Below are 22,466 nucleotides of genomic sequence, written 5' to 3' on the forward strand. Positions count from 1 at the left end.
TAAAAACAGGCGCCGCCCCATGGGGCGGCGCCTGGATCGTGTCTGTGTCTTACTGCTTGGGCAGGGTGGTCTTGGGGGCGGCCGGCTTAGGGTCCTCGGTGTCGAACACCGTTTTCGCCGCGGCGGCCAGGCCCGCCAGGCCCTGGATCTCGCTGGGTACGATGATCTTGGTGGCCTTGCCGTTGGCGGCGGCGGTGAACGCCTCCAGGGCCTTAATCTTCAGCACGCCGTCGCCGGGGTTGGCCTCGTTGATGAGCTTAATGGCGTCAGCGGTGGCCTGCTGCACCTTCATGATGGCCTGGGCCTGGGCCTCGGCTTCCAGGATCTTAGCCTGCTTGGCGCCCTCAGCCTGAAGGATGGCGGCCTGCTTGGCCGCGTCAGCCCGCAGGATGGCGGACTGCTTCTCGCCCTCAGCCACCAGGATCTGGGACTGCTTCTGTCCCTCGGCCTGGAGGATGGACTCACGGCGCTCGCGCTCGGCCCGCATCTGCTTCTCCATGGACTCCTGAATGTCTCTGGGCGGCATGATGTTCTTCAGCTCCACCCGGTTGACCTTGATGCCCCAGTTGTCGGTGGCCTCGTCCAGAATGGCCCGCATCTGACCGTTGATGTGGTCTCGGCTGGTGAGGGACTGGTCCAGCTCCAAGTCACCGATGATGTTGCGCAGGGTGGTGGCAGTGAGGTTCTCAATGGCGGACATGGGATTCTCCACCCCATAGGTGTACAGCTTAGGGTCGGTGATCTGGAAATAGATCACCGTATCGATCTGCATGGTAACATTGTCCTTGGTGATGACGGGCTGGGGGGGAAAATCCACCACCTGCTCCTTCAGGGAAACATTCTTTGCAACCCGCTCAATGAACGGGATCTTGAAGTGCAGGCCCACGCCCCACACGCCCTGAAAGGCGCCCAGGCGTTCAATGACGAATGCGCGGGACTGCGGGACCACCCGGACGTTGGCGGCCAGCACCAGCAGCACCAGCACCACCAGGATGATGGGCACTAAAAACGAAAGAATACTATCCATGATCTCTCCTCCTTATAACAGCTCTACAAAAACCTTGACTCCCTCGATGCGGAGCACCTTGACCTCCCGCCCAGGCTGTATGACAACGTCATGGGCGGAGCGAGCGGTCCAGACCTGTCCCGAGATATTCACCAGGCCGCTCCCCTTCAGGTTGTCGATCTCCTCTGTGACCAGTGCTGTGGCGCCGATGACCCGGTCCGCGTTGGTGGCCTGGTAGCGGGGCGTCAGGAACTTCTTTGCCAAGGGGCGGACCAGCAGCAGGGTCACCCCGGACAGAGCCAGAAAGACCACCACCTGGAGCCACAGCGCCGCGCCAAAGCCTGCCGCGATCAGCGCACCCAGAGCACCCACCGCGAACCAAACGGAGGTCAGGCCCACAGTGATAGCCTCCCCCACCGCGAACACGATCAGGGCGATCAGCCAGAGCACAGTAAACGGTATGGGTATCATAGCACACTCCTTTCTGTTCCCATCCCGGGGGGCTGGAAAGAAAACTTCTTTCCTTGGATGACAGGATATCATATCTTACAAAAAATTGCTATGGTTTTCTCTCTTTTTTCTGTAAATAATTTCAGGATCGGGGGAGCGCCGCCTTTCCGCTCTATAAAGTATTTGCCTAATGGCGAAAAATCCGATATACTGTTTTTTACCAATCTCTCTCGACGCTTAAAGGAGAATCCCGCCCATGCCCATCGTTTCAGAACTTATCCTCTCCCTCATGCTCACTGCCTCCCTGTCCGCCGGAGCTCCCCTCTCTGCTCCGCCGGGCCTGGCCGTCTCCCTTCCTGCCATCACCGCTCAGGCGCAGCAGCTCCACACCCCCCTGATGATCCTCCACGCCGGCGGCGTCACCCCGGAGGGAGTGACGGGCAGCAACAGTCTGGAGGCGCTGGAACATTCCTACGAAAACGGCTTCCGGCTGCTGGAGCTGGACTTCTCCTGGACCTGCGACGGGGAGCTGGTCTGCGTCCACGACTGGAACGCTTTCTATGGCCGCATCCTGGACACGGACTCCCCCACCCTGGCCCAGTTCGAGGCCGTCCGGGACAGCACCTACGGCTTCACTTCCCTGACCCTGGATCATCTGATCGCCTGGCTGAGGGAACACCCCGGCGTCTCCATCGTCACTGACATCAAGGAGGACTGCGCGGCGGGCGCCGCCCTGATCGCCCAGCGCTGTCCGGATCTGCGCAGCCGCTTCATCATTCAGATCTACCACCCGGAAGAATATGACCAGGTGGCAGATCTGGGCTTTGAGCACATCATCCTCACCGTGTATCAGATGTCCTGGTCCGAAAAGCAGGACACCGCCGCCCTGGTCCGCTTTGCTGCTGAACACCCCCTGGAGGGGATCACCTTCCCGGCGGAGCTGGCGGACACCCCAGGCTATGTGGAGGCGCTCCTGGAGGCCCAGGTCCCTCTCTTCGTCCACACGGTCAATGACCCGGCGGATCAGGCCGCCCTGGTCCGCCAGGGCATCTCGGGCATCTACACTGATCTCGGGGCGCCCGCCCCCCAGGAATAAGGAGAACTGCCATGGAAACTCTGAACTTTGCGATCCCCACCCTCTTCGGCCTGGAGGCCCTGGCTGCGGATGAGCTGCGCCGCCTGGGGCTGGACCAGGTGCGGGCGGAAAATGGCCGCGTCCTCTGCTCCGGCCGGCCCGGCGACATCCCGCGGATGGATCTAAATCTGCGCACCGGGGAGCGGGTGCTGCTGGTGCTGGGCACCTTCCCTGCCGGAGATTTCGACGCCCTGTTTGAGGGGACCCGTGCCCTCCCCTGGGAGCAGTTCATCCCCCGGGAGGGCCGGTTCCCTGTCAAGGGGCACTGCCTTAATTCCGCCCTCCATTCCGTGCCTGCCTGCCAATCCATTGTGAAAAAGGCGGCCGCCGCCCGTCTGGGGGATGCCTACGGCCTGAATACCCTCCCTGAGACCGGAGCGCTCTTCCAGATCCAGTTCTCCATCATGAAAGACACCGCCGTCCTGATGCTGGACACCTCGGGACCAGGGCTTTACAAGCGGGGCTACCGGGCCCACGGGGTGGACGCCCCTCTGCGGGAGACCCTGGCCGCCGCCATGGTGCTCCTCTCCCGCTACCGGGGCCGGGACCCGCTGTGCGACCCCTTCTGCGGTTCGGGCACCATCCCCATCGAGGCCGCCCTCATCGCCAAAAACCGGGCTCCGGGCCTGAACCGCTCCTTCTCCGCTCAGAAGTGGAGCTGGCTCCCCGCTCAGGCCTGGATGGATGCCGCCGATGAGGCCCAGGACCGGGAGTTCCACGGGGACTATGAGATCTGGGGCGGCGATATCGACCCTGCCGCCGTGGAGCTGGCCCGGCACAACGCCCAGCTGGCCGAGGTGGACGACATTGTAAGGTTTGAAGCGGCGGACGCCCGCACCTTCCACTGGGGCGGGATGTACGGCCGGATCGTCACCAATCCTCCCTACGGCGAGCGCATTATGGAGCGCCGGGAGGCAGAGGAGCTGTACCGCGCCTTCGGAAAGGCATGGACCAAGTTCCCGGAGACCTGGAAGCTGTATCTGCTCTCCTCCCATACGGAGTTTGAGCGCACCTTTGGGAAGACGGCGGACAGGAAGCGGAAGTTATATAACGGAATGCTGAAATGTGACCTGTTCCTCTACGGCGTCAAATAGGAGGTGCATCATGGCATATCGTGTCAAAAAATTCCGGGGCTATCGGCGGATGCTCAGGAAGCTGATCCGGGTGGTAGAGGACTACCAGCCCGACTGGCGCCCGGACGAGGCGGATGGTCGGGAAGAATTTCTGGAGCTGGACCTGTACTCTCACCGGTTTTTCCACCCCCGTGGAAAGGGCCGGAAGGCCCTGTTTTCCGCCCTGCTGCGCAAGACGGAGGCCCTCATCGCCGCCAAGCCGGCGGACCTGCCCTTCTGCAAAATATTCCTCTTTATGCCTGGGGGAGACCTGGGCCAGGCGGAGATCGTCCTCATCTATGACCGGGAGCGGTTTGAGACCTTCTGGCTGCGCACTGACCCGGCGGACGGGCTTTGGACCCTCCAAAAGGACCGCTCTCTGCTGACGGAGCTGGGGCTGTCCTCCACGCTCCCGGAGCGGTGCGTGCTGGAGGAGTTCCACTGGGCGGGCTATGTGGAGCGGACGCTGATCTGGGGCTATGGGGACCTGCCCTGACCCCTGGGAGGTATTTATGAGGCACCTGTTCATCATCAACCCGGCGGCGGGCAGGCCGGAGAGCACCGCCCGGCTGGAGACCCTGCTGTCCCGGCTGTCCTTTCCCCACGAGGTGGCCTATACCCGGGAGGCCGGGGACGCCCAACGGCTGGCGGCGACGGCGGCCCGGACGGGGGGGCCGGTGCGCATCTACGCCTGCGGCGGGGACGGCACCCTCAACGAGGTGGTCAACGGGGCGGCGGGCTTTGACAACGCCGCGGTCACCTGCGTGCCCAAGGGGACGGGCAACGACTTTCTCAAGCTGTTCGGCCCCCGCTTCCGGGAGCTGTTCTACGACCTGGAGGCCCTGGCCGCCGGCCCCCAGCGTGCCTTTGACCTGATGGACTGCAATGGCAAGCTGGGCCTGGACGTGGTGTGTGCCGGCGTGGACGCCCGCATCGCCGCGGGGGTGCACCGATATAAGGACCTGCGCTTTGTCTCCGGTATCGGCGCCTATCTTCTATCCCTGGCGGAGCAGGTCATCTTCCGGGGCCTCTGCCGTCCCCTGACCATCCGTGCCAACGGCCTGGACTGGCAGGAGCGGCAGACCGCCATCCTGTGCATCTGCAACGGCAGGCACTACGGCGGCGGCTTCATGCCCGTGCCGGACGCCATGCCGGACGACGGTGTGCTGGATGTCCTGGCCGTGGGGGAGATCAGCCGCCTCACTTTCTTCCGCCTGGTGGGCAAGTACGCCCAGGGGCTCTACCGGCAGTACCCCCAACTTATCACCGACTGGCACGGCCAGTCCCTCTCCTTTTCCTCCTCCCGGGAGATCACCGTGGTGGTGGACGGCGAGGTCATGCGCGGGACCCGCTTCACCGTCCGCCTCTCCCCCTTGAAAATCAACTTTTTCTTCCCTGCGGGTGCCGATTATTCCCCCGAATTTTAGCACTCTTTTCTCCACTTTGTGAACGGACGGTAAACTTTTACGAAATTGCCCGCAATTTTTTGAAATTGGGGGTTGATTTTTTGTTTTAAAACGTTTATTATCATACTCGTGGTTGGCACTCAGTTTTATTGAGTGCTAACATTCCGAGAGTCCTGTCGGTCACAGTGTCGGCGCACTCTCCCCAACTCGTTTAATACCAATATCATATAAGGAGGAACCTGTTATGAAACTCAAGCCCTTAGCTGACCGCGTCATTCTGAAGATGGTGGAGGCCGAGGAGACCACCAAGGGCGGCATCATCCTCACCGGCGCCGCCAAGGAGAAGCCCGAGGTGGCCGAGGTCCTGGCTGTGGGCCCCGGCGGCATGGTGGACGGCAAGGAGGTCACTATGACCGTGAAGGTGGGAGACAAGGTCATCACCAGCAAGTATTCCGGCACCCAGGTAAAGATCGACGGCGAAGAGGTGACCATCGTCCGTCAGAACGATATCCTGGCCATTGTAGAGTGAAATTCAGCGACGGCAACTAGGAATGAGAAACGTCGGATCGATGAATTGCCTGAGGCGGCAGTCGATCCCAATGGCTACGGTAAAGCCGGACCGCCGCAATTCCTAAGTTCTAACTCCTAATTTCTGATTCAAACTAAGTCTTCTCTAAATTGGAGGTAATATGTTATGGCTAAAATCATTTGCTACGGCGAGGAAGCCCGCAAGGCTCTGGAAAAGGGCGTGGACCAGCTGGCTGACACCGTCAAGATCACTCTGGGCCCCAAGGGCCGCAACGTGGTGCTGGACAAGAAGTTCGGCGCCCCCCTCATCACCAACGACGGCGTGACCATCGCCAAGGAGATCGAGCTGGAGGACCCCTTTGAGAACATGGGCGCCCAGCTGGTGAAGGAGGTCTCCACCAAGACCAATGACGTGGCCGGTGACGGCACCACCACTGCTACCCTGCTGGCCCAGGCTATCGTGAAGGAGGGCCTGAAGAACCTGGCCGCCGGCGCCAACCCCATGGTCATGAAGAAGGGCATCGCCAAGGCCACCGCCGCCGCCATCGAGGCCATGAAGGTCAACAGCCAGAAGGTCAACGGCTCCGCTGACATCGCCCGCGTGGGCGCTGTCTCCTCCGGCGACGAGGCCATCGGCCAGTTGATTGCCGAGGCCATGGAGAAGGTGGGCCACGACGGCGTCATCACCATCGAGGAGTCCAAAACTGCCGAGACCTACTCCGAGGTAGTGGAGGGCATGCAGTTCGACCGCGGCTATGTCACCCCCTACATGGTCACCGACACTGAGAAGATGGAGGCCAACCTGGACGACGCCCTCATCCTCATCACCGACAAGAAGATCTCCAATATCCAGGAGTTGCTGCCCGTTCTGGAGCAGGTGGTCCAGTCCGGCAAGAAGCTGCTGATCATCGCTGAGGATGTGGAGGGCGACGCCCTGTCCACCCTGATCGTCAACCGCCTGCGCGGCACCCTGAACGTGGTGTGCGTCAAGGCCCCCGGCTTCGGCGACCGCCGCAAGGAGATGCTCCAGGATATCGCCATCCTCACCGGCGGCACTGTGATCTCCTCCGACGTGGGCCTGGAGCTGAAGGAGGCCACTCTGGATCAGTTGGGTCAGGCCCGCCAGGTGAAGGTCACCAAGGAGAACACCACCATCGTCAACGGCGCCGGCAGTTCCGAAGAGATCAAGGCCCGCATCGGCCAGATCAAGAGCCAGATCGAAGTCACCACCTCCGACTACGACAAGGAGAAGCTCCAGGAGCGTCTGGCCAAGCTGGCTGGCGGCGTAGCCGTTATCAAGGTGGGCGCTGCCACCGAGGTGGAGATGAAGGAGAAGAAGCTGCGCATCGAGGACGCCCTGAACGCTACCCGCGCTGCTGTGGAGGAAGGCATCGTGGCCGGCGGCGGCACCGCCTATCTGAACGCCATCCCCGCCGTGGAGAAGCTTTACGCTGAGACTGAGGGCGACGAAAAGACCGGTCTGCAGATCGTGGCCCGCGCACTGACCGCCCCCGTGAAGCAGATCGCTGCCAACGCCGGCATTGATGGCTCTGTGGTGCTGGAGAAGATCCGCGAGTCCGGCAAGGTGGGCTACGGTTTCGACGCCTACAACGAGGTCTACTGCGACATGATCCCCACTGGCATCGTTGACCCCACCAAGGTGACCCGCTCCGCTCTGGAGAACGCCGCCTCTATTGCCTCTACTCTCCTGACCACCGAATCCCTGGTGGCCGATAAGCCTCAGCCTCCCGCACCTGCAGCCCCCGCCGCTCCCGACATGGGTGGCATGTACTAAACAATCGCTCTAAGTGCTGCTTTTCTGAGGATTTAAGCGCAAGATGACACGTTTTTCGCAAGAATTCGAAGTGTTTTGCGCGCAAGTGCTGTAAGCTTACACACGATTTACACACTTTACTAGTCCGGAAGCGCTTAACATGGAATGAGCCCCCTGTGTTCACGATTGTGGATACAGGGGGCTTTTTATGTTCCTTTTTACCAGTAGGCGCTGCCTCCATGTCAGTTTCTTTATCACACAAAAAGTTCACATTTCAAATATTGACCACAAGGTCTATTTGTGCTATGATGCAGAAAATAGACCTTGTGGTCAATTATCTTTCGGAGGCAGACCTATGAAACGGGAAGAAAAGAATCAACAGACCCAGCGCAGGATCATGGACAGTGCGCTGGCGGAATTTGCAGAAAAAGGCTACGGCGGCAGTTCAGTGAACACCATCTGTGCCGCCCAAGGAATTTCCAAAGGGATCGTCTACCACTATTTTGAGAACAAGGACGAATTGTATCTGGCCTGTGTGGAGGAGTGCTTCCAGCGGCTGACCGCACATCTCAGCGCCGCCCTGCCGGAGGAGGACGCCGGATCGGCGGAGGACCAGCTGGGGCGGTATTTCAGCGCCCGCATGGCCTTTTTTCAGGAGAATCCCATCTATCAGTCCATCTTCTGCGAGGCAGTCATCTCGCCCCCCACTCCTTTGGCGGAAGAGGTGCGGGCAAGGCGGAAGGCGTTTGACACCCTGACCGTATCCACACTGGAGCGGCTGCTGCGCCGGCTGCCCCTGCGCTCCGACATCACCACAGAAGAAGTGGTGGACCTGTTCCGGCAATTTCAGGATTTCATCAACGCCCAAAACCAATCGCCCGCGATCCCCGCCGAGGAACGGTTTGTCCACCGGGACGCCCAGTGCCGCAAGCTGCTGACCGTGCTGCTGTACGGCGTGACAGAGAGGGGTGAGTGATATGGCCGCCAAACAGAACGCTTCTATTCTGGGAGAAGCCAAACCCTCAAAGGCCATCATCAAGCTGGCCCTTCCCGCCACCCTGGCCCTGCTGGCCAAAGCAGTTTACAACATTGTGGATACTGCCTATATCGGAATGCTGAAAGATGATATCGCCCTGACGGCAGTGGGGGTCACCGTTCCCCTTCTGCTCATCATGGTATCCATCGAGAATATCTTTGCCGCCGGAGCAGCTGTGCTGGCTGGGCGGCAGCTTGGGGCCAAAGATGAGGACGGAGCCAGCCGCACTGTTACCACCATCATCGGTTTATCCATCGTCATCGGCGCGATACTGTGCGTGGGCGGCATCGTGTTTATCGAACCGCTGATGCGGGCTTTCGGCGCCTCTGAGGCATCTCTCCCGCTGGCCAAAGACTATGCCTTCTGGATGTTTGTGGCGGCCCTGGCCAATCTGCCCGCCCAGAGCATGAACTGCGCGGCGAGGGCAGAGTCTTCCGTAAAGATCTCCTCCATTGCCGTCATCACCGGCGCACTGCTCAATGTGGTGCTGGACCCCGTATTCATGTTTGACTGGGGGCTGGGCATGGGCGTGGAGGGAGCCTCCCTTGCTACAACAGTGTCCCAGTTCGTCACCTTCTTTATTTTGGCATGGTTCTACCTTAGCGGACATTCTATTATCAAGCTGCACCTGCGCTCCTTCCGCCCCAGTTGGAAGCTCATCAAAACCGTCACTGTCATCGGCATCCCCACGGCTGTCATCCAGATCTGCCTTTCGGTGGCATCCTCTCTCACCAATATCGCCGCCGCGCCCCTGCCGGATGCCGACAACATCATTGCGGCCTACGGCGTGGTCCAGCGGCTCATCCTCATCGGCTGCTATGTGGTCATGGGCTTTATGCAGGGCTATCAGCCGGTGGCCTCCTACGCCTTCGGCGCCAAGCAGGAAGACCGCTTCCATCAGTCGGTGCGCTTTGCGCTCAAGGGTTCGCTGGTCCTGACGGTGCTGGTAGCCGCCGCCTATATCCTGCTGTCCCGTCCCCTGATCCTGCTGTTTAACCAGAATCCTGTCATTGTGGACTATGGACGGTGGCTGCTGATCTCTCAGGTGGCACTTTATCCGGCTTTCGGGCTGTGCTATATGATGACCATCACCTACCAGACCATCGGCGCTTCCGGCTACGGTCTGTTTCTGTCCATGATCCGGCAGGGATTGTTCTATGTGCCCTTCATTCTGGTCCTGCCCAAGCTATTTGGTGTCACAGGGATCTACCTGACCCAGCCTGCGGCGGATCTGCTGACCATTCTGGTGTGTCTTTGCTCCATCCGCTCCATGAAGCGCATTGCCTCGGCCAATATGAATCGGCTGTCAAAAAGGGACTGAACCAGTGTACTTTTTCATCATCGCCCAGTAATGCGGCAGCAACAGCTGAGAGTTCAATACTCGCCTGAAACTGGATCCCCCCAAGACTCTTTTGCTGCGGCAGTTCTCTTTGTGATAAGGTAGTCAGGGTGCCACTGCACAGAGAATGAATGATAAGCGTGAACATATAGGGACAGCGTGCAGAAGGTATTTGTCAACCAAGACAAAAAGGAGAGATCTTAATGAAAATTCAAATCAAGAAATTCACATTACTATGGGTGATGGCGCAGTTAACAGTTCTATTGCTGGTGGGGTGTGCCGCCAGTGAAAACGGCCCCGAGTTGACGCCGCCATCTGTTGGTTCAGAATCCACAGATCCTTCGGTAGAGATACCAGTCGAGCCGACTGAAGTGATTCCATTGAATATCACCGATGCGAAAATGCTTCAGGAAGAGCTTTACGCTGCAATTTCAGAGGTACGCCAGCCATTACCCATGGAGGTGTCTCAGGTGGTCTGGGATCAGACGCCGGAAATTGACCTTAGGAATCTCTATTATGAACTGATCGGCCAGCATCCAGAACTGAAATATGCCTATGACATCACTGCTGAACTGGAAAACGGGGCGCTGACCTGCCAGATCTCCTATATGCCCCATAAGACCGGAAACTATCCCGCAGACTGGCAAGGGATCACAGTGGACACGATCCTGGAGCTGATAGAAACAGCGGAGGCCCATCTGAGCTCGGAGCCATTGAACATCCGAATGACCGACCCCGCTATGGACCCGGATCAGATCAGCTATGCATTGCAGCAGGTAGGCGGCGGGTATATCCTTTGCTCCCTTAGCCAGGACGGGACACAGCTCACGTATTCCCCAGCTATGGGGATGACCATGGAGGAGTGTCTCACCCTGCTGGAGCAGGCGGAAACTCTGGCCGCCGAGGCCGCGGAAAAACTAATCGATGACACCATGACAAAGCGGGAGCAGGCAGAAACTTTGTACCGGTATCTGACGGAATACGTTCAATATGACCGGCGGTACTATTCCGACCGGGCCAATATGCCATACGACTCCCAGACTGCTGTCGGCGCTCTCCGGGACGGGGTAGCCATCTGCGGCGGGTATTCTCTCGCCCTGAAGCTGCTTTTTGAGCAGGCAGACATCCCCTGCTATACCGCCACAGGGCTCTATGGAAGTGAGCACCACATGTGGAATATCGCAGATCTGGATGGCCATTGGCTCTGGTTTGACGCCACAGCAGACCGCGGGCTGTCTCCCAAATTTGAACTGTGCCATTTCGCTCAGGAAGAATTGGAGGAGCGATATTCCTGGGACAGCGTACAGCTCAGCTGGCTTTTGTCCGAATAACGCATATCAATGAAAGGCGGCTGTCCAAGGAGGACAGCCGCCTTTACAATTACTCGGAAATCAACTCCAGCCGCTCATTCACTGTGTCGATCTGCTTTTTCACATTCCCGACAATGGGGGCGCCGATGATATTGCCCTCACCGTCCACGATGTAGGTGGTGGGATAACTGAAGATCTCGGAGACAAAGTCCTTGTAGAACTCGCCTTCCGGGTCCGGGGAGATGTTCACATAGGTGACGCCCTTCTCCTTCAGAATGTTTTGGGCGGTCTCCAGCTGCTCCTCGCCCTCGCCGGAATCGGTGCCTACGCCGATGAGATTGATATTCTGCTCCTGAAACTGGTGATACAGCTCCTCCAGCTCCGGCATCTCCTCAATGCAGGTGCCGCAGCCGTTGTTCCAGAAGTTGACGATGGTGGCGTCGTAGTCCGCAAAGATGTCGCTAGTCACCGGGTTTCCCTGGGTGTCCACCTCAGAGAATTCCGGAAAGGGCGTTTTGGATACCAGGGAGTTGTCCTCCCCGGCGGAACAGCCTGTCAGAACAGCCAACAGCAGGGCCGCCGCCAACAGCAGAGATGATCCTTTTTTCATCATAGTATAGCCTCCTTCTTTTTCGCTTGTTTTTTCAGAGAAAAGGTCTTGGCGATGGCCTGATGGGGGCAGGTGGCCACACAGTCCCCGCAGCGGATGCACTCGGCGTGGTTGGGTGTGCGGAATACGTCCACATCCATCTGACATACCCGGCTGCACGCGCCGCAGGAGGTACATTTGTTTTGATCTACCTCCAGCCGATAGACCGAGACCTTGTTGCACAGCCCGTAAAAGGCCCCCAGAGGGCACAGCCATTTACAGAAGGGCCGGTAGAAGAACACCGACAGCACCACGACGCCCAGCAGGATACAGCTTTTCCAGGTGAAGAGCCAGCCCAGACTGGCCCGGATGCCGGCGTCGGCCAGAGACAGGGGAATTCCGCCCTCCAGGATCCCGGCGGGACAGAGGTATTTGCAGAAAAAGGGGTCCCCCATTCCCACCTCGTTCACCACTGTCATCGGCAGGACGATGACAAAAAGGACCAGGATCACATATTTCAGATAAGTAAGGATATGGAACCGCTTTGTGCTGAATTTTTTTGTGGGGATCTTGTGGAGCAGCTCCTGAAACCAGCCAAATGGGCACAGAAAGCCGCATACCACCCGGCCCAGCAGAACGCCGATGAACAGCAGGAAACCCACTACATAGTAGGCAAAATGGAATTTGGAGGAGCCGATCACGGCCTGGATCGCCCCGATGGGACAGGAGGCCGCCGCAGCCGGACAGGAGTAGCAGTTCAGTCCAGGGACACAGACCCCTTTCAGCTTTCCACGAGAGATCTTCCCCTGAAAGAAGTTCAGAAAGAAGGGGTTGGTGGCCAGCGTCGCGCCCAGCTGGATCTTCCAGCGATGTCTGTTCTTAGCCAATGCCCACACACTCCATGCACAGATTGATCCCCTTGGAGAGGACTGTTGCCCCCTCGCCCCGCCACAGGCCGAGGCCCATTATCAGCAGGGCTGCCAGCAAGTAGAACATGGTCATCTTTCTCATGCCGCTCAACCCATTGGGACCATAGAGGCTGCGCCACTGTCAGATGGTGCATTGTCCCCGGCGCTCCCCTCCTGCCCCATGGCAACAAAGGACGCCGCGTCCTCGGGAAGTTCTTCGGCATCCAGCGTCATCATCCATGCAGACAGGAAGGAACCGTTCTCATACCAGGAGGCCGTGTTGGGCACCTCCTTGTCCTCCACCATGCCGCTGTTGTTCCCCAGCGCCTCCTTGAGAGAGTCGTTATAGAGGATCACCGGGAAGGGGGCGTCTGCAAACCGTCCGCTCTCGTCTTCCCCCTTGAGGCAGAGTACCATTCCGGCCCCCGCCTCCTGTACGCCGTCCCACGCCGCTGTCATTGCGTCATAAAATGCTCCCGCCTCCTCGCTGGCCGGGTCCACAAAGGCGAACAGGAGCACATCCCCCAGATCCTCCCGGGTAAAGGGGTCGCCGGACAGGGTCGTTGTAGTAAACTCCCCCACCCGGTTGGCTTCGATCTTACTTACGGCTGGCACAGAGCTTTCTTCCTGATAGGCATCCACCCACGCCTGATCCACCCAGCCCTTGTCCAGAGCATCCTCCACGGTAAGAGTGCCTGCTTCGATGGCCTGCTCCACTTCCTCCAGGCTGGGCGCCTTTTCGCCGCAGGCAGTCAGGGAAAGCGTCATGACAGCGGCCAGACCCAGAGCCGCCGCTCGTTTCTTCGTCCAAAATTTCATCAATAAAACCTCCTTGTTCTAATGGAACAGGAGGGAGTATAACAAATACGGTGTAAATTTTTCATCAAGGCGTATTGATGAAAAATTTACAGGTTTCTGTTATTATGGTATATCATGTGGAGGAGGGCTGATGATGCGTATTCTGGTGGTGGAGGACGAAAAGCTGTTGTGCGACGGCATTGCGGAGGATCTGGAACTGGAGAAATACACGGTGGAGCGGTGCTATGACGGCGCGGCGGCTTACGACCTGCTCCTGAGCGAATCCTTCGACCTGCTGATTTTGGACCTGAACCTGCCCGGCATGGACGGGCTGGACCTGCTGCGGGCCGTGCGCGTGGAGCACCCGGAGCTGCGGGTGCTGATCCTGTCGGCCAGGGCCGAGCTGTCCGATCGGGTGGCGGGGTTGGATCTGGGAGCCGATGACTATCTCACCAAGCCCTTTGCCCTGGAGGAACTGGAGGCCCGGGTCCGCAGCCTGCTGCGCCGGGAGTTTGTCTCCCGAAATACGGTACTTACTGTGGGTAGGCTGACGCTGGACACGTCCTCCCGCGCCATCTCCGCTGGCGGGAAAGCGCTGGAACTGACGCCCAGAGAGTTCGCCATTCTGGAACACCTGGTGCTCCACCGGGACCGCTGGGTCAGTCAGGAGGAGCTGATGGAGCATGTACTGGAGTCGGACGCCAACCCCTTCAGCAATGTCATTCGGATGCACATCTCCTCCCTGCGGAAAAAGTTACGGGATGCTCTGGGTGATGACCCCATCCAAACAAAGGTCGGTCAGGGGTATCGCCTGATGGAAAAGGAGACGCTATGAAACCCTTTCGTTCTCTGCGGCTGCGTATCACACTCTTGTGTGCCCTGCTGCTGACACTGTGCTGTGCTGCCCTGGCTGTGACCAGCAATCTATCTGCCATCCAACTGGCGGACACCATCACTGTCGTCCCTCTGGAACCAGCGCAAGCCGTTCCCGGCACCGTAATTGATGGGGAGCCCGCGCTCATTGCTCCGGCAGCACCAGCGATCCAGCAGGCCCAGCGGATCTTCCACACCCAAAGTCTGCTGGCCACCGCCGCGATCCTGGCGATGGGACTTTTGCTGATCTACCTGCTGGTGGGCCATGCTCTTGCGCCGCTGAAGGACCTGAATACGCAAATTCAACATCGGACTGCCAAGGACCTGGATCGGCCCCTGTCCATCCCGGACCGCGGGGACGAGGTGACACAGCTGGCGCAGTCCTTTCAGGAACTGTCCCAGCGGCTGAGCCAGGCCTTTGTCATGCAGCGCAGCTTCTCCCAAAATGCCGCTCACGAATTTCGCACGCCACTGGCCGTTCTCAAGACCCGGATCGGTCTGTTCCGCAAGAAGCGGGATTTTACGCCTCAGGTCACAGGGGACTTTCTTGATATTCTGGAGGGCGAAGTGGACCGGCTCTCCGGCATGGTGGACAGTCTGCTGAAACTGACCAATCTGGAACAGGTGCCCCGCACCGACCAAGTCGAATTGCAGGAGTTGCTCGGCCAAGTTGCCGATGATATATCTCCTCTGGCCAACAGCAAAGGTTCTGTCATTCTGGTGGACTCTGCTCCCGGCACCATCACCGGCAGCAGGGAGCTGCTCCGCCGGGCGCTGTTCAATCTGGTGGAAAATGCAGTGAAATACGGGCCGGAGGGCGGACAGGTACGGCTCTGTGCGGAATTGGATGGAAACGACATGGTCATCACCGTAGCCGACCAGGGACCCACCATCCCGCCGGAGCTGCGGGAGCGGGTCTTTGAGCCCTTCTTCCGAGTGGATACCGCCCGCTCCCGGGAGCTGGGCGGCACTGGCCTGGGGCTGGCCCTGGTCCGGGCCATCGCGGAGGTCCACGGCGGCAGCGTGTGGGTGGAGGAACATCAGGCTGGCGGGAATCGATTTGTACTCCGGCTTCCGGCGGTGCTTTGATAGAAATATTACGTACAGCGTAGACCTATCTCACCATTATTTTTTTCATGACGTATAACGTAGAGCGAATGTAATCGAGCCCCCGGCTTGGTTCAGGAAAGTCTACGTTATACGTCATTTTTTCATTTGGAGGGTGGTCAAAGGCGGGGGGATTTCTACATTCATTATGATAAGGAAATGTGGCGGAAAAATTTCCTCAAAAATTTCTCAAAACTGGGTTGTGTTCTGCCCCGCTTTTTCTCCTGCTTTAATGAGGGGGTAGAGAAGATGACCTGGAATCTTGGACAAGAGGAACCTGGAATGATTCAAAATCGAAGGCCATGTATCTTCCTTCTCGGAAAATAGAAAAAGGACGTGATATCATGATGAATGGATTAAAAAAGGAACAGGCTCTTTTGGAAGCGGTCCAGTCTGCGGAAACGGCAGCCATCCGACTCCGGCAATATGCCGCCGCAGAACTCACTGGTCGTCAAAGCGCCACATCTGTATCCGGGGAAGCGAAGGACATCACCTCTGTGGAATTCACAACAGAAGGCTGGCTCTCCCTGCTCCTGCCGGCGATGCTGCCGAAGCGCGCAGATGGAGATCGCTCCCGATTTCTCGCCGGTCTGCTGCGGAATGCCATTCGGCGGGAATATCAGGAAACACTCCCCCCAAAGTTCCGTACCTGTGTGCTGGTCTATGAACATATCTATGACATCAGTCGCAGCCACCGATTTATTGACCACGATAATCTGGAACTGAAGCACTGTCAGGATGTGCTGGAAGCGGCATTTCTGGTCAACGACACCTCTTCCCTCTGCTCGGCCTTTCAGTGCAGCCACCACGGAGAGAACGACAGCACCCGCATCTGGATCCTGACGCCGGAGCAGTTCCCAGAGTGGTTGAAGTGTTATCCGGAGTGCTGGAAGAACGGCACCGAAATCATGCAGCAATAGCCATGAAAAACGATACCAAAATCTGTTTTAGGGAAGCTGCACATTTTCGGTGGTGTATTGGAGTGGAAAAGCCTTGATTTGCAAGGGATTCCGGGCGGATGGCTGAACCGCGTGTGGGTTTGCTTGGTATAAAAGATACGTGCCAGCGCAGGCAGCCTCTTTGGGGATGTTTACTGCTGTGAGAAAAGGCGTGTGGGGGACTGGACAGCCTGTAAAAGGTGGTCTGTGTGGACAGGATCAAGGTCGTGGAGGAGTGGTCTGGTTGGTGCGAAGAGGCCGGCTGACGGACTTCGTCACGGACGCGCTGGTCCTTGGAGGTATACATCAGGCCAAGACTCTCTCATTCTAACAGCTTTGGCAACGATGCGGAAAAAGACACGGCTGGCTGCCGTTCCTTCAACCGTAAATACATTGTAATAGGAGGTATTCAAAATGAAATTGCAAGTTGGGCAGTTCGGATTTCGTCTGTTGCTATTTGTGGGATATTGCGGAGAGGTTCCAATCTCTTTGGTACGGTGGATGGAAGGCTATTACGATTATAATCGCAGAGTGGTTACAGAATTGGTCCGGGCAGGGTATCTGAAGGAACGGATATTCCGGGCGGAGCAGCGCCATGTGGTCCGCTCTCTGAGTTTGACCGAGGCGGGATTGCGGCAGATTCAGCATCTCTCTCCCAATCAGGCGGCGCAAATCCGACAGCATCTTCTGGCCCCAAAGGATGGTCAGGGAAACTGGCGGCGAACCCATCGTCTGCACAGGAATGCAGCCTGTCTGCTGGCTGCCATAAAACTTGGAGCCGTATGGATGCCGGGTAAATCGCAGGATGCAGCCAGAGGCAAGAAGTTGGTCTACTACAGTACCTATCACCTGGATAAGAAATCTGGCAAGGATAACAAGTCCGCACGGGCGTCCGGGATCTTTGCAGATGAATACACCTACTATCCCGCCTACTATTTAGGAGATCGCAATATGCGCTGGAATACAGAAACGGAGCAGCTGTTGCGTGATCGGTTTGAACTGTCCGAAATCGGCAGAAATCTTCATTTCGGTGGCAATCTCCTTCTTGGAGATGATTGGGCCCTGGCAGAACGGATCGTGCGTCATGCGAAGAATCCCCATAGCCGACTGATCCGCTTTACGCCTAGTAACACCTTTTACTATGGGACACTGGATCGTCATGGAATCATGCTGCTTCAGGCAATCCTGGACGGCTATTATAGTTTCCAACTTCAAAAGTGGTTATACGAACGCTGTGGCTGTCCCGTGACCATGCTGCCAGGCTATCTCTTCCAACTAGACGGGATCGGCAAGCCAGATTTCAACGGTGAGGAAAGCAATTACTTCTTTGATTTCCAGTTCTCCACGGCGAAGAAGATCTGCCCACCTGATGCAGACCTGACTTCTATGCCATCCGGCCTATTGGAGGATTTTGACACAGCAATCCGTACCGGTGAGGATGCAATCTGGCCATTACATGGCAGATGGTTTTGATTTTTGATATGAATGGAGTTCGTAACGATGTTTGAACATGAAATTATGACTGCGGGTGAATTGCTGGACAAGCAGTTGCCCTCGAAGCCCATAGTAGTAGAAGGAATGCTGCCCACCGGCACCTATATTCTGGCCGGCACTCCGAAAATCGGAAAATCCTTTTTTGCAACACAGCTTTGCTGGAGCGTGGCAGAAGGAGTTCCCTTTCTGGGAATGCCAACACGGAAGTCAACCGTGCTGTATATGACATTGGAGGATACCAGAGAACGGCTGCAAGCACGTTTGGTGAGGATGTTTGGCACGGACTGGGCCGGGGATGACCTGCACCTGCTGTTCCAGATAGAGCAGCGGGGAGAGGCCTTGATCCCACAGCTTCATGACTTTGTATTTGATCACCCGGAGACCAGATTGATTGTAATCGACACCTTACAGAGGATCCGTGAGGATACTGGGACATCTTTCAGTTATAAATGCGATTATGAGACGATTACGCCATTGAAGACTTTTTCGGATGCACATGACGTTGCGCTGATTGTAGTGCATCATACCCGAAAGCAAACGGAAGATGAAAATCCGTTCAATCAGATTTCTGGGACCAACGGCCTGCTGGGGGCTGCGGATGGGGCATTTTTATTGCACCGGGAAAAGAATGAAGTTTTCCTGGAGCAGAGTGTCCGTGATATGCCTGGCCAGCGGTATGTGCTTTCCTTCAACAGAGAACGCTGTATCTGGGAACTGGTTCGGAAGGAATTGGATGCGATACAGGAGCCTCCTGAACCAGTATTGGAGGTCATCGCTCAGATTGTGGACGGTGGCTGCTGGGAAGGTACTGCAACAGAGTTGATGCGTCTAATCAAGGAAATCGATCCCAGTCTAACGAATGAGCCCAATGCGTTGACGCGGAGACTCAACACACTGACAACGAGGCTGGAGAGAGAATATGGGATCCTCTACCGCAATCACAGGAGCAGTAAGCGGAGGGGAATCACATTTTCCCAGAAAACGATGGATGACAGTAATGACGCAAATGACGATATACCCCCCACTGGGGAAGAACCGTCATTACCGTCATTAGCGTCACAGGAAGGCGGTGGGATGGATGCCGTCTGAGAAAGTCCCTGTTTGGGAGAAAGCCAACCTCAGTCTGGAGGAAGCGGCAGCCTACTTTGGGATTGGGGTGAACAAACTCCGGGATATGACCAATGATGAGAATTGTCCGTTTGTACTCTGGAATGGGAGCAAGCGGTTGATCAAGAGAAAAGCGTTCGAGAAATATTTGGAGTCTGCATTCTCGGTTTGAGCTTGGAAAATGGCGGAAGATAGTGTATGATTCAGATATGCTATGTTAAGCGCTTTCCGGCGGAAAGGAGCGAAGAATTGTCCGAAAAGCGCAAAGATAAAAAGGGCCGGATCTTTCGTTCCGGGGAAGGCCAACGTCCTAATGGGACCTATTTCTATCGCTATCACAGGAATGGGGATAAAAAATGGTATTACATCTATGAACCAACCTTGGAAGCACTTCGCAAAAAGGAAGAGGAGATCCAAAAGGACATACTGGATGGCATCGACTACGCCGGTGGTGAAATCACAGTTGCAGAGCTGGTAGATCGGTATATGAATTTAAGGCGTGGCTTAAAGGAAAACTCCATGCGAGCCTATGGCACGGCAATCAAACGGATTCATGCTGACCCTTTCGGGCAGAGAAAGATCAGAAGCGTCAAACTCTCTGATGGAAAAGGTTGGTTCGTGGCCCTGCATGATGCCGGGCTCAAGCAGAATACCATTGGGATCATTCAAAGTGTTCTCCGGCCAGCCTTTGAAATGGCAGTAGATGATGACATGATTCGTAAGAATCCGTTCAAATTCAAATTGTCTGATGTGATCCCCAAGGATGCCTATGTCCGTAGCGCGCTCACCAAGGCCCAACAGGAACGGTACTTGCAGTTTATCCGTGATTATGGCAAAGATAATTATTACGATGATATTGTCATTCTGCTGGGCACAGGGCTGCGAGTGAGCGAGTTGTATGGGCTGACTCGTGCAGATGTCGATTTTGACCGGCGCTGTATCCACATTCGTAAGCAACTCTGTCGTACAGCAGACAAGCCGTATTTTGTGGCACCGCCAAAAACCAGCAGCGGAAACCGCAGCATCCCTATGACAGATGCGGTCTATATGGCCTTTCGCAGGGTGATGGAGCGCCGTGGTAACCCAAAGGTGGAGATGATGGTGGATGGGTACAGTGGGTTCCTGTTTCTGGATAAAGATGCCCGACCTAAGGTCGCTATGCACCTAGAGAATTATATGAGAGGGATGCAAAGAAAGTATGTCAAGATGTATGGGAAAACGCTTCCTGCGGTCACTCCACATGTATTGCGACATACCTTCTGTACCAACGCACAGCAGGCTATGCTGGACGTGAAAAGTCTGCAATACCTCATGGGCCACTCGACGGCCAGCGTGACGCTGGATGTTTACACACATAGCGACTTTGAATCTGCGGAGCGGGCCTTCCGACAGATCGCGCAGGCCTTGTAATCACTGCATTTTTTCATCCTTGTGTTTGCACATAGCTTACACACAGCTTACACACTTTGCCCGTAAACTTCTGTAGATTTAAGGAGAGTTACGGAGTGGATCGGAAATCGGTATTTTGCAAAAACATTCTAAATAGTTCGCTATTTTTAGAAAATAAATTGATTTTTTGCGATATTTATTGAAAATGTGATGCCGACACAAAGAGTGGTCCGTAAGGGCGGCATGTACTAAGACATGCCTCGACCTCTTGAAAACGCTGAACTTTTGCAACACAGGAGTGCAGCCCTTATGCCAAGCTTACTCCACAAACGCAAAAATAAAAGCGCATAACAGGGTGAACCAAAGCCGACACTTACAGTTTTGTAGGTGTCGGCTTTTTCTTTTGTTCTGCTAAATCTTAAAGACATTAAATTTCACAACTCCATATCCGCATATACAGGAGGAGCTGCTTGACAATATCGCGCCGCGATGTTAGAATGGGGAAAAGCAATATCGTGAGACGATATTGCAGAGAGAGGTGCCATGATCGATATGAAAGATAGAGGGGTACTGACAGAGTCAATGTTCTATGTGCTGATGTCTTTCCTGCACCGTGAAATGTGTGGTATTGAGATCACAGAATTTGTAGAACAGAAGACCAATGGACGGGTGCGTCTTGGTCCCGGTACGCTTTATACATTGTTAGGCAAATTTCAAGATGAGCACCTGATCGAAGAAACACAAACCGATGGCCGCAAACGCAGCTATCGGCTGACTGAGAGAGGCAGAGCAGTATTTAAGGACGAGCTGGCACGCCTAAAAGCCTGTGTCCTTGACGGAGAGGAGGAATTTTTATGAGCAAGACTGTGATCCGTATAACACCAGTTGGCGGTTTTGATATTCCAGGGTTAGAAAACTGGTTCGCTGTTATGGCTGGGAAAGGACTGCGCTTTTCCATGACCACTGGCCCCCTCACCATTTTTGAAAAGACAGCGCAACAAACGGTACAAATCCATTTAGAGCCGATTCGCGGAGCAGTAAATGATGATCCAGAGCTAAATGCGCTTTACGAAGATGCAGGCTGGCACTACTGGGGGATCTTCCGCGGAAGTTTCTATGTCTTTGCCTCTGACGACTTGACGGCGCAGGCACATACAGACTCGGAAACACAGGATTATGCGTTAAAGCGCTTTTTCAAAGAGAAAGTGATTGGAGGTGTACTGCTTGCCTTCGGAAATGTGCTTTTGCTCAGCCTTTATCAAAACGGCTCCCCATGGGAAATTGATTGGACATGGCTCAGATATTATCCCGTTGAGACCTTTTCCAACCGACCTGTGCTCCCGTTCCTACTGACAGCGTTTGGGTTGTTGCTGATTGACTTATCGTACTTGTTGGGGCTTTTCCATTTACTGTGCTACCGAAAGGCGATTAAAAGCGGGACAGTTCCAAAGAGACACGAAAGAGTCGGCTGGTTGTTGGCGATAGGATTCGCGTTTTTGCTTCCGGTCTTTATCAATACCATACAGTTGTTTGCGGGAACAGATTACCGCCCCTATGATCTAGCAGGTTCCGGCTTCATCACTCTGACGGACATTGAGGGAGAAGATCTGCCGCTCTCCCGGGATGTGTTTTACAGCATGGACTATATCTCTCATGGTGGAACGCTACTCGACCCGGAATCTTGGTATTTTCATCAGTATGGTGCATTCAACGAGGATGACAGCCCAAATGACGTACCTCATCTGGAGGTCATCATCACTCGTTACCCATTGGATATACTCGCCGAAATGCGGGCAGAGGAATGGAGCAGGCAGAAATTTAACAACTCCGGTGACTATCAGCAGTTTGATGTTCTCGATGAATGCTTGTACGCCAAACGCGAAGGGCGAACTCATGTCAATGAGATAACCGGGGAACCGCGTGTTTTTCTGCCCGGCGGCATCCTCGTGCTGCGTCGCGGAGATACCGTCCTGTTTGCCGATTACTATGGAGAACAGGATCTCTCTGAACATATTGAACATTTTGCGCAAATGTTAATGGACCTGTAATCCCAGCTTATCGGGCTGATAAAAAATCAAACTAATATCACAGCGGTGGGACAGCCAGCCTGCGGCTGTCCCACCTTGATAACAGACAAAGCACAGCCTGCGGCCCCCGTCAACGGCTG

24 protein-coding genes are annotated in these 22,466 nt (G+C 56.0%); 18 read left to right on the forward strand and 6 right to left on the reverse strand.

Translation table 11 applies throughout. The features are described from left to right. Nucleotides 1–49 precede the first annotated feature (49 nt). The gene (locus BN1969_RS01025) at nt 50–1,027 is read right to left on the reverse strand and encodes an SPFH domain-containing protein (RefSeq protein ID WP_050622596.1); all 978 of its coding nucleotides are present in this window, start codon (nt 1,025–1,027) and stop codon (nt 50–52) included. A gap of 12 nt (nt 1,028–1,039) precedes the next feature. Beyond that, nucleotides 1,040–1,477 carry an NfeD family protein gene (locus tag BN1969_RS01030; RefSeq protein WP_077138665.1) on the reverse strand — a complete coding sequence of 146 codons (438 nt, stop codon included), beginning with the start codon at nt 1,475–1,477 and terminating at the stop codon, nt 1,040–1,042. Nucleotides 1,478–1,712: 235 nt separating this feature from the next. On the opposite strand from BN1969_RS01030, the gene BN1969_RS01035 reads away from it, so the two are divergent. From BN1969_RS01035 to BN1969_RS01075, 9 genes are all read left to right on the forward strand, one after another. Next, nucleotides 1,713–2,552, forward strand: a complete 840-nt coding sequence (locus tag BN1969_RS01035; protein ID WP_050622597.1) for a glycerophosphodiester phosphodiesterase family protein — start codon at nt 1,713–1,715, stop codon at nt 2,550–2,552. A gap of 11 nt (nt 2,553–2,563) precedes the next feature. Next, on the forward strand, nt 2,564–3,685 hold the full coding sequence (locus BN1969_RS01040; protein ID WP_050622598.1) for a THUMP domain-containing class I SAM-dependent RNA methyltransferase: 1,122 nt from the start codon (nt 2,564–2,566) through the stop codon (nt 3,683–3,685). A 10-nt stretch (nt 3,686–3,695) separates the two neighbouring features. Then, entirely contained in the window at nt 3,696–4,199 is a 504-nt protein-coding gene (locus BN1969_RS01045) for a DUF3916 domain-containing protein (protein WP_050622599.1), read from the forward strand. A gap of 16 nt (nt 4,200–4,215) precedes the next feature. Beyond that, nucleotides 4,216–5,130: a diacylglycerol/lipid kinase family protein gene (locus BN1969_RS01050; protein WP_050622600.1), complete on the forward strand. Its 915-nt coding sequence runs from the start codon at nt 4,216–4,218 to the stop codon at nt 5,128–5,130. Nucleotides 5,131–5,353: 223 nt separating this feature from the next. Then, nucleotides 5,354–5,638 (forward strand): co-chaperone GroES, encoded by a 285-nt coding sequence (locus tag BN1969_RS01055; protein WP_050622601.1) that lies wholly within the window; start codon nt 5,354–5,356, stop codon nt 5,636–5,638. Nucleotides 5,639–5,803: 165 nt separating this feature from the next. After that, nucleotides 5,804–7,432, forward strand: coding sequence for a chaperonin GroEL (groL, locus tag BN1969_RS01060; protein ID WP_050622602.1), 1,629 nt, complete (start codon nt 5,804–5,806; stop codon nt 7,430–7,432). A gap of 334 nt (nt 7,433–7,766) precedes the next feature. Beyond that, nucleotides 7,767–8,387, forward strand: coding sequence for a TetR/AcrR family transcriptional regulator (locus BN1969_RS01065; protein WP_050622603.1), 621 nt, complete (start codon nt 7,767–7,769; stop codon nt 8,385–8,387). A gap of 1 nt (nt 8,388) precedes the next feature. After that, a complete protein-coding gene (locus tag BN1969_RS01070; RefSeq protein WP_050622604.1) occupies nt 8,389–9,768 on the forward strand; it encodes an MATE family efflux transporter in 1,380 nt (459 codons plus the stop codon). A 221-nt stretch (nt 9,769–9,989) separates the two neighbouring features. Further along, nucleotides 9,990–11,117, forward strand: a complete 1,128-nt coding sequence (locus BN1969_RS01075; protein WP_082203448.1) for a transglutaminase domain-containing protein — start codon at nt 9,990–9,992, stop codon at nt 11,115–11,117. A 49-nt stretch (nt 11,118–11,166) separates the two neighbouring features. Here the strand turns inward: BN1969_RS01075 and BN1969_RS01080 are convergent, their stop codons facing one another. Genes BN1969_RS01080 through BN1969_RS01090 form a run of 4 tightly spaced genes read right to left on the reverse strand, consistent with a single transcriptional unit; the run spans nt 11,167 to nt 13,412 of the window. Next, on the reverse strand, nt 11,167–11,709 hold the full coding sequence (locus BN1969_RS01080) for a TlpA family protein disulfide reductase (protein WP_242850255.1): 543 nt from the start codon (nt 11,707–11,709) through the stop codon (nt 11,167–11,169). Further along, nucleotides 11,706–12,572, reverse strand: coding sequence for a 4Fe-4S binding protein (locus BN1969_RS01085; protein WP_050622606.1), 867 nt, complete (start codon nt 12,570–12,572; stop codon nt 11,706–11,708). The genes BN1969_RS01080 and BN1969_RS01085 overlap by 4 nt, the downstream gene beginning before the upstream one ends. Then, nucleotides 12,565–12,687: a CD1871A family CXXC motif-containing protein gene (locus BN1969_RS18790; RefSeq protein ID WP_473206042.1), complete on the reverse strand. Its 123-nt coding sequence runs from the start codon at nt 12,685–12,687 to the stop codon at nt 12,565–12,567. The genes BN1969_RS01085 and BN1969_RS18790 overlap by 8 nt, the downstream gene beginning before the upstream one ends. Nucleotides 12,688–12,701: 14 nt before the next feature. Then, nucleotides 12,702–13,412 carry a hypothetical protein gene (locus BN1969_RS01090; protein WP_050622607.1) on the reverse strand — a complete coding sequence of 237 codons (711 nt, stop codon included), beginning with the start codon at nt 13,410–13,412 and terminating at the stop codon, nt 12,702–12,704. 130 nt (nt 13,413–13,542) lie between these two features. Between BN1969_RS01090 and BN1969_RS01095 the strand changes: the two genes are divergently transcribed. From BN1969_RS01095 to BN1969_RS01135, 9 genes are all read left to right on the forward strand, one after another. After that, nucleotides 13,543–14,226: a response regulator transcription factor gene (locus BN1969_RS01095; RefSeq protein WP_419185498.1), complete on the forward strand. Its 684-nt coding sequence runs from the start codon at nt 13,543–13,545 to the stop codon at nt 14,224–14,226. After that, nucleotides 14,223–15,353, forward strand: a complete 1,131-nt coding sequence (locus tag BN1969_RS01100) for a sensor histidine kinase (protein ID WP_050622609.1) — start codon at nt 14,223–14,225, stop codon at nt 15,351–15,353. Before BN1969_RS01095 ends, BN1969_RS01100 begins: the two co-directional genes overlap by 4 nt. Before the next feature lie 362 nt (nt 15,354–15,715). After that, nucleotides 15,716–16,291: a DUF6100 family protein gene (locus BN1969_RS01105; RefSeq protein ID WP_050622610.1), complete on the forward strand. Its 576-nt coding sequence runs from the start codon at nt 15,716–15,718 to the stop codon at nt 16,289–16,291. Nucleotides 16,292–16,723: 432 nt separating this feature from the next. After that, entirely contained in the window at nt 16,724–17,782 is a 1,059-nt protein-coding gene (locus tag BN1969_RS01110; RefSeq protein WP_050622611.1) for a hypothetical protein, read from the forward strand. 27 nt (nt 17,783–17,809) lie between these two features. Then, nucleotides 17,810–18,892 (forward strand): AAA family ATPase, encoded by a 1,083-nt coding sequence (locus BN1969_RS01115; RefSeq protein WP_050622612.1) that lies wholly within the window; start codon nt 17,810–17,812, stop codon nt 18,890–18,892. Then, the gene (locus tag BN1969_RS01120) at nt 18,882–19,082 is read left to right on the forward strand and encodes an excisionase (protein WP_050622613.1); all 201 of its coding nucleotides are present in this window, start codon (nt 18,882–18,884) and stop codon (nt 19,080–19,082) included. The genes BN1969_RS01115 and BN1969_RS01120 overlap by 11 nt, the downstream gene beginning before the upstream one ends. A 26-nt stretch (nt 19,083–19,108) precedes the next feature. After that, entirely contained in the window at nt 19,109–20,320 is a 1,212-nt protein-coding gene (locus BN1969_RS01125; RefSeq protein WP_242850256.1) for a site-specific integrase, read from the forward strand. A gap of 522 nt (nt 20,321–20,842) precedes the next feature. Beyond that, on the forward strand, nt 20,843–21,157 hold the full coding sequence (locus BN1969_RS01130) for a PadR family transcriptional regulator (RefSeq protein WP_242850257.1): 315 nt from the start codon (nt 20,843–20,845) through the stop codon (nt 21,155–21,157). Then, the gene (locus BN1969_RS01135) at nt 21,154–22,347 is read left to right on the forward strand and encodes a DUF2812 domain-containing protein (RefSeq protein ID WP_050622614.1); all 1,194 of its coding nucleotides are present in this window, start codon (nt 21,154–21,156) and stop codon (nt 22,345–22,347) included. The genes BN1969_RS01130 and BN1969_RS01135 overlap by 4 nt, the downstream gene beginning before the upstream one ends. The last annotated feature ends 119 nt before the right edge of the window (nt 22,348–22,466 follow it).

Source organism: Clostridium phoceensis, assembly GCF_001244495.1.
GTDB lineage: Bacteria > Bacillota > Clostridia > Oscillospirales > Oscillospiraceae > Lawsonibacter > Lawsonibacter asaccharolyticus.

Excerpts from the sequence above, each read along its gene's own strand:
- BN1969_RS01025 (WP_050622596.1), bottom strand. The coding sequence starts at position 1,027 with ATGGATAGTATTCTTTCGTTTTTAGTGCCCATCATCCTGGTGGTGCTG.
- BN1969_RS01030 (WP_077138665.1), bottom strand. The coding sequence starts at position 1,477 with ATGATACCCATACCGTTTACTGTGCTCTGGCTGATCGCCCTGATCGTG.
- BN1969_RS01035 (WP_050622597.1), top strand. The coding sequence starts at position 1,713 with ATGCCCATCGTTTCAGAACTTATCCTCTCCCTCATGCTCACTGCCTCC.
- BN1969_RS01040 (WP_050622598.1), top strand. The coding sequence starts at position 2,564 with ATGGAAACTCTGAACTTTGCGATCCCCACCCTCTTCGGCCTGGAGGCC.
- BN1969_RS01045 (WP_050622599.1), top strand. The coding sequence starts at position 3,696 with ATGGCATATCGTGTCAAAAAATTCCGGGGCTATCGGCGGATGCTCAGG.
- BN1969_RS01050 (WP_050622600.1), top strand. The coding sequence starts at position 4,216 with ATGAGGCACCTGTTCATCATCAACCCGGCGGCGGGCAGGCCGGAGAGC.
- BN1969_RS01055 (WP_050622601.1), top strand. The coding sequence starts at position 5,354 with ATGAAACTCAAGCCCTTAGCTGACCGCGTCATTCTGAAGATGGTGGAG.
- groL (WP_050622602.1), top strand. The coding sequence starts at position 5,804 with ATGGCTAAAATCATTTGCTACGGCGAGGAAGCCCGCAAGGCTCTGGAA.
- BN1969_RS01065 (WP_050622603.1), top strand. The coding sequence starts at position 7,767 with ATGAAACGGGAAGAAAAGAATCAACAGACCCAGCGCAGGATCATGGAC.
- BN1969_RS01070 (WP_050622604.1), top strand. The coding sequence starts at position 8,389 with ATGGCCGCCAAACAGAACGCTTCTATTCTGGGAGAAGCCAAACCCTCA.
- BN1969_RS01075 (WP_082203448.1), top strand. The coding sequence starts at position 9,990 with ATGAAAATTCAAATCAAGAAATTCACATTACTATGGGTGATGGCGCAG.
- BN1969_RS01080 (WP_242850255.1), bottom strand. The coding sequence starts at position 11,709 with ATGATGAAAAAAGGATCATCTCTGCTGTTGGCGGCGGCCCTGCTGTTG.
- BN1969_RS18790 (WP_473206042.1), bottom strand. The coding sequence starts at position 12,687 with ATGACCATGTTCTACTTGCTGGCAGCCCTGCTGATAATGGGCCTCGGC.
- BN1969_RS01090 (WP_050622607.1), bottom strand. The coding sequence starts at position 13,412 with ATGAAATTTTGGACGAAGAAACGAGCGGCGGCTCTGGGTCTGGCCGCT.
- BN1969_RS01095 (WP_419185498.1), top strand. The coding sequence starts at position 13,543 with ATGATGCGTATTCTGGTGGTGGAGGACGAAAAGCTGTTGTGCGACGGC.
- BN1969_RS01100 (WP_050622609.1), top strand. The coding sequence starts at position 14,223 with ATGAAACCCTTTCGTTCTCTGCGGCTGCGTATCACACTCTTGTGTGCC.
- BN1969_RS01105 (WP_050622610.1), top strand. The coding sequence starts at position 15,716 with ATGATGAATGGATTAAAAAAGGAACAGGCTCTTTTGGAAGCGGTCCAG.
- BN1969_RS01110 (WP_050622611.1), top strand. The coding sequence starts at position 16,724 with ATGAAATTGCAAGTTGGGCAGTTCGGATTTCGTCTGTTGCTATTTGTG.
- BN1969_RS01115 (WP_050622612.1), top strand. The coding sequence starts at position 17,810 with ATGTTTGAACATGAAATTATGACTGCGGGTGAATTGCTGGACAAGCAG.
- BN1969_RS01120 (WP_050622613.1), top strand. The coding sequence starts at position 18,882 with ATGCCGTCTGAGAAAGTCCCTGTTTGGGAGAAAGCCAACCTCAGTCTG.
- BN1969_RS01125 (WP_242850256.1), top strand. The coding sequence starts at position 19,109 with ATGATTCAGATATGCTATGTTAAGCGCTTTCCGGCGGAAAGGAGCGAA.
- BN1969_RS01130 (WP_242850257.1), top strand. The coding sequence starts at position 20,843 with ATGATCGATATGAAAGATAGAGGGGTACTGACAGAGTCAATGTTCTAT.
- BN1969_RS01135 (WP_050622614.1), top strand. The coding sequence starts at position 21,154 with ATGAGCAAGACTGTGATCCGTATAACACCAGTTGGCGGTTTTGATATT.